Annotated in this window: 10 protein-coding genes; 7 read left to right on the plus strand and 3 right to left on the minus strand. The window is 44.7% G+C overall.

Features of this window, described 5'->3' with window-relative positions; translation table 11 throughout:
- Window positions 1-54: 54 nt before the first annotated feature.
- The 3 genes from uvrA to M9196_RS10200 form a co-directional block, all read right to left on the minus strand.
- On the minus strand, window positions 55-2,892 hold the full coding sequence (uvrA, locus tag M9196_RS10190) for an excinuclease ABC subunit UvrA (protein ID WP_250617435.1): 2,838 nt from the start codon (window positions 2,890-2,892) through the stop codon (window positions 55-57).
- Window positions 2,893-3,059: 167 nt separating this feature from the next.
- The gene (gene galU / locus M9196_RS10195; RefSeq protein ID WP_250617436.1) at window positions 3,060-3,929 is read right to left on the minus strand and encodes a UTP--glucose-1-phosphate uridylyltransferase GalU; all 870 of its coding nucleotides are present in this window, start codon (window positions 3,927-3,929) and stop codon (window positions 3,060-3,062) included.
- Window positions 3,930-4,092: 163 nt separating this feature from the next.
- A complete protein-coding gene (locus M9196_RS10200; RefSeq protein ID WP_250617437.1) occupies window positions 4,093-4,740 on the minus strand; it encodes a LuxR C-terminal-related transcriptional regulator in 648 nt (215 codons plus the stop codon).
- 263 nt (window positions 4,741-5,003) lie between these two features.
- On the opposite strand from M9196_RS10200, the gene M9196_RS10205 reads away from it, so the two are divergent.
- The 7 genes from M9196_RS10205 to M9196_RS10235 all read left to right on the plus strand — a co-directional run bounded on the left by M9196_RS10205 (window position 5,004) and on the right by M9196_RS10235 (window position 14,110).
- Window positions 5,004-5,579 carry a single-stranded DNA-binding protein gene (locus tag M9196_RS10205; protein WP_250617438.1) on the plus strand — a complete coding sequence of 192 codons (576 nt, stop codon included), beginning with the start codon at window positions 5,004-5,006 and terminating at the stop codon, window positions 5,577-5,579.
- Window positions 5,580-5,753: 174 nt separating this feature from the next.
- Window positions 5,754-7,076 carry a tyrosine-type recombinase/integrase gene (locus tag M9196_RS10210; protein ID WP_250617439.1) on the plus strand — a complete coding sequence of 441 codons (1,323 nt, stop codon included), beginning with the start codon at window positions 5,754-5,756 and terminating at the stop codon, window positions 7,074-7,076.
- A 4-nt stretch (window positions 7,077-7,080) separates the two neighbouring features.
- Complete coding sequence (locus M9196_RS10215) at window positions 7,081-8,634, plus strand: site-specific integrase (protein ID WP_250617440.1); 1,554 nt, start codon at window positions 7,081-7,083, stop codon at window positions 8,632-8,634.
- On the plus strand, window positions 8,627-10,996 hold the full coding sequence (locus tag M9196_RS10220; RefSeq protein WP_250617441.1) for an integrase: 2,370 nt from the start codon (window positions 8,627-8,629) through the stop codon (window positions 10,994-10,996). The genes M9196_RS10215 and M9196_RS10220 overlap by 8 nt, the downstream gene beginning before the upstream one ends.
- A 5-nt stretch (window positions 10,997-11,001) precedes the next feature.
- A complete protein-coding gene (locus M9196_RS10225) occupies window positions 11,002-11,421 on the plus strand; it encodes a hypothetical protein (protein ID WP_250617442.1) in 420 nt (139 codons plus the stop codon).
- Between the two features lie 11 nt (window positions 11,422-11,432).
- Complete coding sequence (locus M9196_RS10230) at window positions 11,433-11,918, plus strand: VPA1267 family protein (RefSeq protein WP_250617443.1); 486 nt, start codon at window positions 11,433-11,435, stop codon at window positions 11,916-11,918.
- The gene (locus M9196_RS10235) at window positions 11,915-14,110 is read left to right on the plus strand and encodes an ATP-dependent DNA helicase (protein ID WP_250617444.1); all 2,196 of its coding nucleotides are present in this window, start codon (window positions 11,915-11,917) and stop codon (window positions 14,108-14,110) included. Before M9196_RS10230 ends, M9196_RS10235 begins: the two co-directional genes overlap by 4 nt.
- Window positions 14,111-14,608: the final 498 nt, after the last annotated feature.

The raw sequence follows: 14,608 nt of genomic DNA on the forward strand, positions 1-14,608 counted from the left end.
TAGAAGTATAAATCGCCTCGCAAGTATGAAGGCTACCTGCAAGGCGCATACGTATTACTTAGCTTTAGTGGTCAGCATGGGCTTTAAGAATCTAGCGGTGTGTGATCCGTCGACTTTTGCCACGTCTTCGGGTGTGCCTTCTGCAATAATTTCGCCACCGCCTTGACCGCCTTCAGGCCCTAAATCAATCACCCAGTCAGCCGTTTTAACGACATCCAAGTTATGTTCAATCACCACCACGCTGTTGCCATGATCGCGTAAGCGGTGAAGGACAGAAAGCAGCAACTCAATATCATGGAAGTGCAAACCAGTGGTTGGCTCATCCAAAATATAGAGTGTTTTTCCCGTATCTCGTTTAGAAAGCTCTCGAGCCAGTTTGACGCGTTGCGCTTCACCGCCTGACAGCGTTGTCGCCGCTTGGCCTAGGCGAATGTAAGATAATCCAACGTCCATCAGTGTTTGCAGTTTTCGTGCGATAACGGGTACAGGATCAAAGTAGGCACGAGCATCTTCGACCGTCATTTGCAGCACTTCGTCTATCGTCTTGCCTTTGTAGCGGATCTCGAGTGTTTCACGATTATAGCGCTTACCTTTACACACATCACAAGGGACATAAACATCGGGTAGGAAGTGCATTTCAACTTTAATGACCCCATCACCTTGGCACGCTTCACAGCGGCCGCCTCGGACGTTAAAACTAAAGCGTCCCGGTTTATAGCCACGAGAACGAGACTCTTGAGTTCCCGCAAAGAGTTCACGAATCGGCGTAAATATACCAGTATAGGTCGCAGGGTTAGAGCGTGGCGTTCGGCCTATTGGGCTTTGATCAATATCGATAACTTTATCGAAGTGCTCCAAACCTTCAATCTTCTTATAAGGTGAAGGCTCTGCAGTGGTCGCTCCGTTAAGTTGCGTATGAGCAATTTTAAAGAAGGTGTCATTGATAAGGGTGGATTTGCCCGAACCTGATACGCCAGTAATACAGGTAAATAAGCCAACCGGGATAGTTAAATCCACATTCTTCAGGTTATTGCCCGTCGCACCGGATAAGGTGACGACTTTTTTTGGATCAACAGGCGTACGTTGTTTTGGTATGGATATTTCACGCTTTCCACTTAGATATTGGCCAGTCAACGATGCCTCTGATGCCAGAATGTCATCAATTGTCCCTTCTGCCACGATAGACCCACCGTGGACGCCAGCACCAGGGCCAATATCAATGACATGATCTGCGGTACGAATGGCATCTTCATCATGCTCAACGACCAGTACGGTGTTGCCTAAATCTCGTAAGTGAATCAGGGTATCAAGCAATCGCTCATTGTCTCGCTGGTGCAGACCGATAGATGGCTCATCCAGTACGTACATCACACCAACCAGTCCAGCACCGATTTGGCTTGCGAGTCGAATTCGCTGCGCTTCACCACCGGAGAGTGTCTCGGCACTGCGCGATAAATTTAAGTAATTAAGCCCAACGTTAATCAAGAACTGCAATCGGTCATTGATCTCTTTCATGACTTTATCAGCAATCTGTGCTCGTTGACCCTCTAAGGCTAAAGAGCGGAAAAATTCCATTGAGTCGCTGATACTCATTTCGACAATTTCAGGCAGAGTCGTGTCTTGGATAAAGACGTTTCGAGCTTCTTCTTTTAAGCGAGTACCACCACACGATGAGCACGATTTCGTGGAAATATACTTGGTTAAATCTTCACGAACTGAGTTGGATTCGGTGTCACGGTAGCGACGCTCAAGCGTATTGAGGATCCCTTCAAAGGGATGACGTTTAACTCGGATGTCACCACGGTCATTAACATAATTAAATTCAATTTCTGTGCGACCAGAGCCTTTTAGTACCACATCCTTAATTTTCTTGGGTAAGGATTTGAAGGGCGCGAATAAGTCAAAGTCGTAATGCTTCGCTAATGACGACAGCATTTGGAAGTAATAGTAGTTCTTTTGATCCCAGCCTCGTATTGCCCCTTCGGCAATACTGATGGTTTCATCTTGGATTACGCGAGCCGGGTCGAAGTACTGTTGTACGCCAAGCCCATCACACGTGTGGCAAGCGCCTGCAGGGTTATTAAAAGAAAACAGTCGTGGTTCGAGCTCTTGCAGGCTATAGCCACAATACGGACAGGCAAAGTTAGCCGAAAATATGATGTCTTCTTTTTCGGCATCATCCATCCAACCCACCGCAACAATGCCGCCAGAGAGTTCTAATGCCGTTTCAAAGGACTCAGCCAGCCTTTGCTGAAGATTATCACGCACTTTAAAGCGGTCGACGACGACTTCAATGGTGTGCTTTTTATGCAGCTCAAGTGTTGGTGGATCGGAAAGATCGCAGGTTTCGCCATCAATTCTTGCGCGAATAAATCCTTGGGCGGCGAGGTTTTCTAGTGTTTTGACATGTTCACCTTTTCGCTCTTTAACGATAGGAGCAAGCAGCATCATTTTAGAGCCTTCCGGCAGCTCAAGTACTTTGTCGACCATCTGGCTAACGGTTTGTGCAGCCAATGGTGTTTTGTGCTCGGGGCAACGGGGTTCACCGACACGTGCGTAAAGAAGACGCAGGTAATCGTAGACCTCAGTAATGGTGCCGACGGTTGAACGTGGGTTATGAGAGGTGGATTTTTGCTCAATGGAAATCGCGGGCGATAGCCCCTCAATATGGTCGACGTCAGGCTTTTCCATTAAAGATAAGAACTGTCTAGCGTAAGCCGATAATGATTCCACATAGCGCCTTTGCCCTTCTGCATAAAGGGTATCGAATGCTAATGAGGACTTACCTGAACCAGAAAGGCCGGTAATCACGGTGAGTTTGTCGCGAGGAATCGTGAGACTGACGTTTTTTAGGTTATGGGTCCGAGCACCCCTAACTTCGATCTTATCCATTGTTGCCACTCATGTAATACGTAGTGCGATAAGTATTACATAGTGTGAAGTTTGTGCAAAGAAATACTGGATAAAAAAACAGGTCAAAATAATGGGTAAGTGGGAAATAAAAACGCCACATTTCTACGAGAAAGTGGCGTTGATAGAATGTGGTAGTTGAGCGTAATTTAGGCTTTCTTTGTCGCGTGCTTACCTAGCTCAGATGCTTTTTCATCTTTTAGATAAAGATTTTCAAAGCAATAGTTTGTTGCTTCAATGTAGCCTTCAACACTACCACAATCAAAACGCTGGCCTTTGAATTTATACGCAAGAACACAACCTGATTTTGCTTGTTTAAGCAACGCATCGGTAATTTGAATCTCGCCGCCTTTGCCTGGCTCTGTTTGCTCAATGAGCTCAAAGATATCAGGAGTCAGGATATAACGCCCGATGATGGCAAGGTTACTCGGCGCGGAACCTGGTTCTGGCTTTTCTACCATGTCGTCAACGCGGAAAAGGTCGTCTTTGATCATTTCACCAGAAATCACACCGTATTTGTGCGTTTCATTTTCTGGAACCTCTTGAACAGCCACAATTGAACAGCGGAACTGTTTGTATAGTGCCACCATTTGAGCGAGTACGCCTTGCTCTTCGTTGACGCAAAGGTCATCAGCTAGCACGACAGCAAACGGTTCGTCACCGACCAATTCACGACCGGTTAAGATAGCATGACCAAGTCCCTTCATTTCACGTTGGCGAACATACGTAAATTGCGCGGAATCGATGATATCGCGGATATCAACCAATAGTTCTTCTTTATTGGTGCCACTAATTTGATGTTCTAGTTCGTAGTTCTTATCAAAGTGATCCATGATCGAGTGTTTACCACGACCCGTCACAATGCACATTCCATCCATACCTGCTTGAATGGCCTCTTCGACACCGTATTCAATCAATGGCTTGTTTACTACTGGCATCATTTCTTTTGGCATCGACTTGGTTGCTGGAAGAAAGCGAGTTCCATACCCAGCCGCTGGGAATAGGCACTTTTTAATCATGATAAAACCCTTTATCTTTATAATCTTTAGTTTGCGTTACTGACGAATTTTCTGCTGATAGTCTACCGCTAATTAAATCCAGATAACAGCCTTATCCCAAGCGTGATAGGTGCGTCTTTTATCATTGATTATTCGATACTTTGTTATGAGACACTTTTATTCATTAAGAAAGTAAGTGTTGATTAGCCCATGCGATAGCTTGCAATCTATTTTTAACCGATAGCTTTCTAAATATCTGATACAGATGCGATTTTACAGTGGATTCAGTAATAAATAGATCTTCAGCCATTTGCATATTTGTCGCCCCTGACTGCAAACTGCGCAGAATATCGATTTCGCGAGCGGTTAGATCAACCACCGCTGGAGAGGTATTGGCGGACACAACGTGTCGATAGTGATGCAATAATTGACTCGATACGTCCCTAGGCAGCCAGTTTTTACCATTAATAATTTCATCAAAACCTTTGACGATCTTTTCCGGCGATTCATGGCTATAAAATAGGCCTTTGATGTTGCCGTAGCGTAGAATGGTTTCCGTGGTGAGTCGGTGAGGAACGTTGATTAAGATGGTTTCGAAGTGCTTGCTCACTAAAGGCAGGTTAAGTACTTGCTGAAACATGTCTAGCGAGGCTTGGTAATCAAACAATAGTATTCGGTTACGCACCTTATCTCGCGCGACCATCAGTGCTTCAGGTTGAATAACATCGATGGCGTTAATACTTAACTTGGAAAGTTGTTCCACAAGAGGATCAGGCGAGCTCGTGCTTAGTGCCACATGCTGAATGATGCGTTTGTAGCTATTTTTTCTCATAAGAGTGATTTAGTCCGATAGTTTTTATGCATGCTGACGAGTATTGAGGTTAGGTTCTAGACCGGATGGATACATTTGAGACTCAGTTAAAAAATCTAAGTAATTGATATAAATCTTATGTTGTCTGCGATGGTGCTCAGTTCAAGAATTAGAGCGTGATCCCTATCATTGGATTGATTCATTAAGCGCTGTTGTCGAAATGAAGTATCGTGTTATCCTATTGTGCTAAATTTAAAATATCTATTGTGGTTACGGAGCAAAACATGGCAAGCCGTGGAGTAAACAAAGTCATTCTAGTGGGTAACTTAGGTAACGACCCAGAAATTCGTTACATGCCAAACGGTGGTGCGGTAGCGAATATCACAATCGCAACGTCAGAATCTTGGCGAGATAAAGCAACGGGCGAGCAGCGTGAAAAAACAGAGTGGCACCGTGTTGCTTTGTTTGGCAAGCTGGCTGAAGTTGCTGGTGAATATTTGCGTAAAGGCTCTCAAGTTTATATTGAAGGTCAACTACAGACTCGTAAATGGCAAGATCAAAGTGGTCAAGACCGTTATACAACGGAAGTGGTTGTACAAGGCTTTAATGGCGTGATGCAAATGCTTGGTGGTCGTCAAGGTGGCGGTGCTCCAATGCAGCAAGGCGGCATGAACCAAGGCGGCATGAACCAAGGTGGTATGCAGCAGCAATCTCAACAGCCTCAGCAAGGTTGGGGTCAGCCACAACAGCCGGTTCAACAGCAGTCGGCTCAACAGCAGCCAGCACAGCAAAAGCCAGCGCAACAGCAGCCACAGTACAATGAACCGCCAATGGATTTTGATGACGATATCCCGTTCTGACGGTTACCTGAGACCTAGTTTTGTTAAGTTTGATGATTTGAGTCAATAATAACAAGGGTTTGTGAGAGAAAGTTTACAGTGAGTGTTGCAACTTCTGTAAACTTTTTTTATATTTATATTCAGCTTTGGTGTTACCTTGTGTTTTTGTAACGTTTTATTGGTTTAAGGATGAGAATGAATATAAGAAAGTTTCAAATGTCGAGTGGTGAGAGCTACTCAATCCTCTTAGATGAGAATGGTATGCCGTTGCCTTACCACAACCTCTTCGTGACCCTGCATTACCGAAATGAGTCTAAAGCAAGTAACACCTGCTATCGTGTTTTTGAGCATCTTTGCTTTCTAGAAGAAATCTGTCTGTTTGAAAAAATCGACTTAATTGAACGATGCAAGACTGGCGATTTTTTGACAAAGAAAGAGTTTGAGAACATCAAGAAACACTCAGGGTTTAAAGTCGCATCATTCCGCGAGATGGTGGCCAGACATAAATCTTTTAATGTTGTGAGTATCAAGAAAAATAAAGTTGAAACGGCGAGAGCTAATATAGTCGTCAACCCAGAGGGCGACATCTCGCCACACACGACATACAACCGATTAACTGTGTTTGCACAGTTTATTGGCTGGCTGGAAGAAGAGTTATTTCCTTTTGAAGACTCCACTGCGGAGTTTGAGCTAAAAAAAATTAGAGGAAACAAATTTGGCACCAGTGATGAAGCTCTTGACTGGGGGGATTGGCGATCTCTAGAGCCAATTGAAGAAATCCGAGTGCTTGATGTTGTTCACCCTGACTCGTCAGAAAACCCTTGGAAATCGGAATCGGTTCGATATAGAAATCAACTCATCGTAAATATGTTTTTTGGTACTGGTTGTCGGCATGGGGAGTTGCTCAAAGTTAGAGTGAGAACAGACAACAATCAATCAGATGTCAGAAGGCGTAACAAAGATGGTCGCCACTTCTTGATGATCCGCTCTAGAACGGACAAGGGGGACAAACGTAAACACAGACCTGAAGCAAAGACGCTAGGGCGATTTGTTCCAATGGATAAACGTTTAGTAGATATGTATGAAAATTACCTTATCTATCACCGCCCAAATGCCACTGGCTCTGAACACATCGAGTATTTGTTCGTTACCCATCACCATAAAATACAAACCAATACCGCTTTGTCCTTGGCTCAGGTAAATAAAATTTTCCGTGAGATTTCTGAGGTAGTTGGCTTTAGGGTTCACCCTCATGCGGCTCGTCATACATGGAATGATAGGTTTAGTCGCTTTGCGGATAAACGCATTGCGGCAGGCCAAACAACGGAAGCGAAATCAGAATTTGATAGGCGAAAGTTGATGGGGTGGTCAGACGGTTCAAAGATGGCACAACGCTACTCCAAGCGCTTTGATGACAAACGTGCAATGGATATGGCATTAGAGATGCAAGAAGAAGACTCAACCAATATAAGCTCAATCGTTCAGCAGCGCGATGAAGATCTCTGGACTGGGGAATAATAAATTGAATCAAGATTTTACGAATTCTGGTCTTGCTAACGATAGCAAGGTGACGATCTCAATGTCACACAATGGCTTTGAGTTTGATTATTTATCTAGCAGGTGGACACTTAATCGGGATGTGACTGTAGCGGTAGACTTTTTGGACTCTTTTGTCCATCCGTTACAAGAAGATATTCGAGAAGCATTGGTGTTTTATGCTGAGACATCATCAGCAAAACACACGGCTAACATAGCGACACACCTTAAGCTTTATCAAACGGTTACAGGTCAAAATAACTTAACTGAGCAGGGGTTTGCTTCCTTTAAAAACGGGCTACCTAAGAACGAGTGGTACAAGGTTTCGGTCGTAAGAGGAATGCTCAGACAGATGCGGTTTCTAGGGCTGGATAAACATATCGATGATGCGGTCTTTAAGCTGACAGACAAATGGCGTTTAGGTGGCAATGATAAAGGGGTTGCAGTCCTGACCCTTGACCCTGAAACTGGGCCATTTAGTGATTTAGAGTTTGAAGCTATTGGTTTACATGCTGCTCATCGGTATGCCGAGGGTGAGTTGAGAATTGATGAATATGCTTGCCTATCGATGTTTAAAGCGTCGGGTCGCCGTGCTACCCAAATTGCATCCATAAAGTGCAGAGACTTTTCTTATTCGTCCAAATATACGGATGCTCCAATGTATGTGGTACTGATCCCTAAAGCAAAAGTTCGTGGAGGGAAGTTCCGAAGTAAACTAAAACCTTATGCTTTAGTTAACTCGGTAGCACAGGTTATTGAGCTACATATCAATGAGCAGGCAGCTAAAGTGGAAGACGCCCTTGGTCGTAAGATGACACTTGAAGAAAAAGGTGAGCTGCCACTGTTTATCGATGTTGGGACCATTAAGGAAGTTCAATCGATGGCCCCCAACTCGTTAATGGACTATTTAAAATCCGAGCTACCACATATCAAAACAAGCAACCTGACCAATAAGCTCAACAGCGCGGTTAAAAAGCTGAAAATCATCAGTGAGCGAACTGGTGAACCTTTGAAGTCAACGGGCTACCGTTTTCGCTATACCCTAGGCACTCGCGCAGCTAGGGAGGGAGCTGGTACGTTAACAATTGCTAATTTGCTCGACCATTCTGATACGCAAAATGTAAAAGTATATGTTGCTAACGCCCCTGAACATGCCGTTCATATCTCCAAAATCATGAACCAACCACTGGCTCGTTATGCTTCAGCGTTTGCAGGGAAACTGGTTGAAGGTGAGGATGAAGCCAATGCAGAAAACGCAGGTGCGGCACGTATTCCTTGTCGAGAAAAAGACTGCGATGTTGGCTCCTGTGGTACAAACAGTTTTTGCCAAGATTATGCACCTATCGCTTGCTATTTGTGCCCTAAATTTCGCCCATGGGCACATGCTCCGCACCACCTTATCCTTGAGTGGCTAGTCGAAGAGCGGGAGCGATTAAAGGTTGATACGAATGATGATATGCAAATTGTTACTATCAATGACCGTGCCATTCTAGCGGTATGCCAAGTAATTCAATTGTGTAAGGAGCATAATCATGGCTGATGTACTGATTTTTAAGCCTCGACATGAGCTTGACCATGAAAAAAACTTATCTGATTTTATTGAGTTAGGTCGTCAAATTGCTCCTCTTAACAACAAGTATGACTATGACAGTCACTATTGGGGTGGTGTGGGCAACTTTGCTGTTTTCGGTGCGAATAGCCGGAAAAAAAAGCCCGAAGATTTGTTAGATAAGTCTTTCATACCATTCGCGAAAGCCTATATAACCTATTGTGGGGGAGAGTCATCAACAAGGAATACTAACTTCCAAGCATTACGTGCAATTAATGCAAGCTGGTTGAAGCTCCATGAAGGAGAGGATATTGATGTCACTAAACTTACAGCCCAAGATTTTAATGGTGCAGAGAAGGCCATCAAAGAGAATTTGAGTGAGGCCACGCGCTATAACGCGGGACGGGGCTTGAACTTGCTTCTCAAGTTTTTGGTGGAATACAAATTACTATCTTCAGTTAAGTGGAAAAGCGGACTTAAAAAGATTGCTGATAACGCAATTGGCGATGATGCAGATCAGAGAAGGCAAGACAAAATGCCTGACGAGAATGCATTATTAGCACTAGCTTCTGTTAACGCACAAAAATTCGAAGACTTAAGCCCTAGGGACATCTTTACGACTTCTACTATGACCTTGTTGTTGGCTGCTCCAAACCGTGGTTCTGAGCCGCTATACCTGCTTTCCGATCCTATTCACACCGATGAGTTAAAAGTTTGGGAGGTGCTTAAAATGGATGGTTTTACCAAGGATGATGTGAAGGAAATCCTTAAGTACCAAAAAGAAAACGATATTGTTTTTGGGTCTGACGAGGGGGTCGTAATTGAAAACTCTGGTGATGTCACCGAAGATCTTCAGGATACTGCCGATGAAGAGCTAGACCTTGCTGCGACCATCCAGATTAAAGGAATAAAGTGGTACTCAGGTAAGGGGTTTGGACACGCACACAAGTGGATTCCTACGTGTATGTATGGCGTTGTGGGTGCTGCTGTAGAGCGTTTACAAGCACAGTCAGAAACAGCACGAAAGTTTGCAAAGATGCTAGAAGATACTTCAAACTTCCCCCGCCATGAACTTTGTCCTGATGTGCCAGAAGACCAGCTCTTGACGACGGATGAGGCGGCAATGGCACTTGGGTATGATTTATCAAAATATGGCGACTTATCTGTCACTAAAAATCGTAAAAAATGGCAATCTGCTAAAAATCAGTTATTGGATCGTAAGGGAATCTTGCGAGAAGATTATCGAATTACGCTTCGAGATTTGAATTTAATACTTCGAAATGACCTTCCTGAAGGTTTTCCATACATTCCATTTCGAAATGGTGGTGGACATGTAAAAGTTAGGTGGTCTGAGTCTTTGTACGCAGGGTTTCGAAATAGCTTTGACAGTAAAAAGTCAATTAATCCTACAGAGTTATTTGTTCCCACCATCACTACGTTGAATGAAGATCTTGCACCAACGAGTAAAAAAAACAGGTCAACAGGAGAGCTATCCACCGGAAACCTGTCGATTTTTCAACGTTGGGGACATGGAGACTTTGTCATAACCTCACACCAGATTCGGCACTTGCTCGACACTTTGGGGGCAGTGAATGGGTTGGATGGTGAGCAACGGGCTAATTGGGCTATGCGTAGTGATCCGAGACATAATCGTTGGTATGACCATACAACTCCTGAGGAGTATGGTGCTGACTTTATTGAAGACAGAGAAGCAGAACTTGTTTCGCAGAATTTGGTGGAGAACCCAACAACAGGGACGACGCAAATTCAGGTGCAGGTTGCGACCCCACGAACACTACAAGAACTGAACACTAAGGCTGCTTTGACAGCGCATACGAATGAGTTTGGTATGTGTGTGACGTCATACATGGCAGAGCCTTGCACGAAATATCGCGACTGTGTCAACTGCGACAAGCAAGTTTGTGAAAAGGGAGATGACGGCAAATGTGAGCGTATTCGTCAGCGCCTAAAAGACGAAAAGAGGCTGCTCCAGATGGACAAAAGAGCGGTTGATGATGGTGTGCAGGGGGCTACACAGTTTTATGAGCGAAGGAAACTGACTACAGAGCGCTGTGAGCAACTGCTTACCATGATGGAAGATCCAAGTATCGAAGATGGCTCTCTCATTAGGCTCCTTAATGTCGAGGATGTAACTCAACTGGATCGAGCCATGGATGCCAATGGCAAAAAGCGTTTGCCGAAAATAGAAAACTTTCAACGAATCAAGGCGACTCAAGCTCAGAAGGTTACGGTTGATGAATTGATTGGTGTTGAGAGTATCCCTGAGGCAACAGATGACGAATTGTTCGAGGCTTTGGATGATATGGATTGTATGGATTTTTTCGAGGACTGATTGTTGTGGCTAAACACTTAACAGACAAAGACATTAGTAACGTATGTGAACTTTTAGATGACTGGCCTGTGGACTCCAAGCTGACATGGGATAGGTTGGTAGATGCTGTTGCACATGATTACAGGCTCAATACCACTAGGCAGACATTGCAGAAACAGCCTCGTATAAAGAATGCTTTTACCGAGGTTAAAGCGCTTGTTTCAGGCAACTCTCCTAAGGCTGTTGCTGCTCGTAATCGACACTTACCATCTAGTTTGAAGGCTGCGGCTGACCAATTGGAAGCACGCAAACGAACCATTGCGCGGCTTGAAGCTGAAAACAGCCAGCTTTTAGAGCAATTCCATACTTGGTTGTACAATGCGACTCAGCATGGAATTACGATTGAGCAACTAAACGAACCATTAGCAACTAAACAGGATAAGTGAGTGGTTGACTAATGAGCAAAGTGACCAATCAAGAGCGAGGTTCTCAGGCTGATGAGAGCTTGGCTAAATTCATGTCGTGGAAAGAAACTCAGTCTGCTGTTGATGTTGCTGCAATGAGTCGTGGTGCAAGACTAAATAGGGTTGAAGTCTCTAAGCGTGTAGGTATTGCTAAAAGTACCTTGAATGACAACCCCCTTGTTAAAAAAGCCTTGATAGCTTGGGAGGAAGAGCTAAGGGATAAAAAGCAGTTGGCACCCTTAAAGGCAGCACCAAAGGGGCTTACCCCAGAAGGTGGTGAGAACGCTCCTAAAGAGATGGAGGAGCATATTCCTTACGACCAATCGCTGAAACAGCTCAAACGCCTTAGTAGCGAGGTAGAGAGCCTTAAAAAGAAATGTTTGGACAAGGATGCAGAGATTGGCAGGTTACGAAAGCGTCTGGAACGATATGAAGAGCTTTCTGAGGTGCTAGCTGGAACAGGAGTGCTGCCACGATGAAGGACGATAAGGGGCGAGGGCTTTTCCGCATAACATCCATGGGGTATGAAACGGAAGATGCTTATGTCCTAGGTGCGGTTGCAGTTGACGGTCATGGCGACCGTGTTTCGGCTCGTAAATACTACCGCATTAAAATTCAGGATACTGACATGCCTGTCGAGCCTGTAATCGGACAAATCTGGAAGGTCAGTGCGAAAGAAACCACTACAACAGAGGTGGTTAGAGGTGGTGCTCAGCTTATTGATATATTCATTAAGGCTAAGAGTGTTCGTTTGATAATTCCTGAAACCGAAAATCTCTTCACTAGCTTTGTTTCTAAAGAGCCACACTTCATCGGTCTGGGTGAGACGCTTGCCAGAAAGCTTTGGATTAAGTATCAAGCAAGCGTGTATGAGCACCTAGAAAACAAAGATATTGAAAGGCTTACGTTTGTTAAAGGGATAACTGTAGCAGCTGCTGAGGCGCTGATTACTGGGTGGGAGCGATACGAAAACCTTAAGCAAATTGCATGGTTTGATACGCACCAGATACCGTCAGGGATTGCTCGAAATATCATCAAGTACCACAAGGCAAATGCGATTAACGCCATTGAGGAAGACCCTTACAGATTAATTAGTTTCGGACTTAAGTTTGCTCAAGCCGACCTGTTGGCACAAGAGTATTTTGGAGTAGCTCTGGATGATTATGTGCGGCTGAGAGGGGCAGTCGAACAGGCTTTGTTGGTAAGAATGCATGAGGGGCATACGGTATCCAAAAATGAAAATTTGATGCCTCATGTGGAACCACTACTCGGCACGAGGGAGTTGGCTGCTCAAGCACTTATGGCAGGCTATGAAAATACTGCCTTTATCATGAGTGACAAGGGTTATTACCATAGCATCGGTCAGTGGATTATGGAGCAAACTGTGGCTCGTCGTTTTGCAAAGCTAGCTACAAGAGCGATTTGGACACATCACTATGACTATGCCTTAGGTAAGGCTATAGAAGGGCAGGCTTTCCCATTGACTGGCAAGCAGAACGAGGCTGTTCGGAGTGCATTGTCCCATGGTTTATCAATTATTGCAGGTGGTGCAGGAACGGGCAAGACCACGGTGCTCAATGTTGTTCTCCGTGCTTATCAAACTTTAGGTACTGATATCAGGGCTATGGCGCTCAGTGGTCGAGCAGCCAAGCGCATCAATGAGGCTACAGGGTATCCTGCACAAACTATCACGGGCTTCCTGAAAGATTTAGAAAAAAATCCCTTAGGCGAGCGTGCCTTAATCGTGATTGATGAGTCTTCAATGGTCGATTTGGCAACAATGTTTAGTCTGGTGAGCAATACATCATCACAGGTACGCTTCCTGTTAGTTGGTGATCCTAAACAATTAGCGCCTATTTCGGCAGGTCTAGTGCTTCATGAGGCAGTGAATGTCGTCCCCACAGTGACGTTAGACATTGTAAAACGCCAGAAGGGCAGTACTGGTATCCCAGAGTTTACCAAGCGCATTATTGAGCGGGTTGTGCCTGATGCTGACATGTTTAATGAGAACATTGTTTTTCATCAGTGTGCCTCTGAGGATATCAATGAGCTTGTGACCAACCTATATGCCGAAAATCCGTCTGAGACGCAGGTTATCTCCGCCATGTATAGTGGTAATGGGGGCATTGATGCAGTTAACCAGCTTTGTCAGCAACGCTACAACCCAAATGGACAGAGGCTTGAATTCGTTATTAATGGCACTCCTAACTATCTGGATGTGTGTGAAAATGACCCTATTATCTTTGTTGAGAACAATTGGGATCGCGGTGTCCAAAACGGAACCCTAGGGAAGTTACTAAACGTTGGTAAACCCAAGGCGGAAACAGAGGATGGAGAAGTTAGTTTAGCTGATGTACTCATTGATACTGGAGAGATGATTTCGCTAACCATTGACCTGCTTGATTCACTCAAGCTCTCTTATTCGATTTCTTTGCACAAGGCTCAGGGAAGCCAGTTTAAACGTATTATTGTGCCATTAACTAATAGCTCAATGCTGGATAATGCTTGGATTTATACAGCCCTGACTAGAGCAGAGGTGAAGATTGAGATGGTTGGTAGCATGAAGGATTTCGAACGTGCTATTCATAGGTTCAGTGATGCCGATACACGTGATACCTACCTGCGCCAGTTGTTATTAGATGAACTGGATGCGTTGAAAGAGGCGGCGTGATCGCAGTGGCGCAGCCACATAAGGGCGGAAAGAATGCCAAGGGGTCAATGAACCTAAATCCGCCCGAAGCCCAGCGAAGCTGCCACTAGACCAATCTGGCAGTGTTCGTGCGCAGCGCGCCCCTGCCAAGCCGCTCTTCTGCTCTTGGCGAACCTAGGACACCAACCTAGGACAAAAAGATCAGCCTAGGACACTTCCATTCTGCCTAAAATACGCCTTTGGGACGTCCTTTCGTCTGAGTCCGGGGTTGCTGTTTTGTGCGGGGGGTTACTTACGAACCGAAAGATATTTATCAACCCAGCAGAAACCCTTCCTAGTTCAATTGATATGTAGTTTTAAGGTTTTGATGGCCGATTCACGGTGGAAGGTTCATTTGGACTAACAAAATCGACTATTTAACATATTCAAAGATAACGCGTACCACAGTTTCGTAGGATTTTTCGAAATCCCACGAAACTGTGGGACAGAAATAACGGCATTTGTGAAGCTAGATTTACG

The sequence above is a fragment of the Vibrio methylphosphonaticus genome, assembly GCF_023634655.1.
Lineage (GTDB): Bacteria > Pseudomonadota > Gammaproteobacteria > Enterobacterales > Vibrionaceae > Vibrio > Vibrio methylphosphonaticus.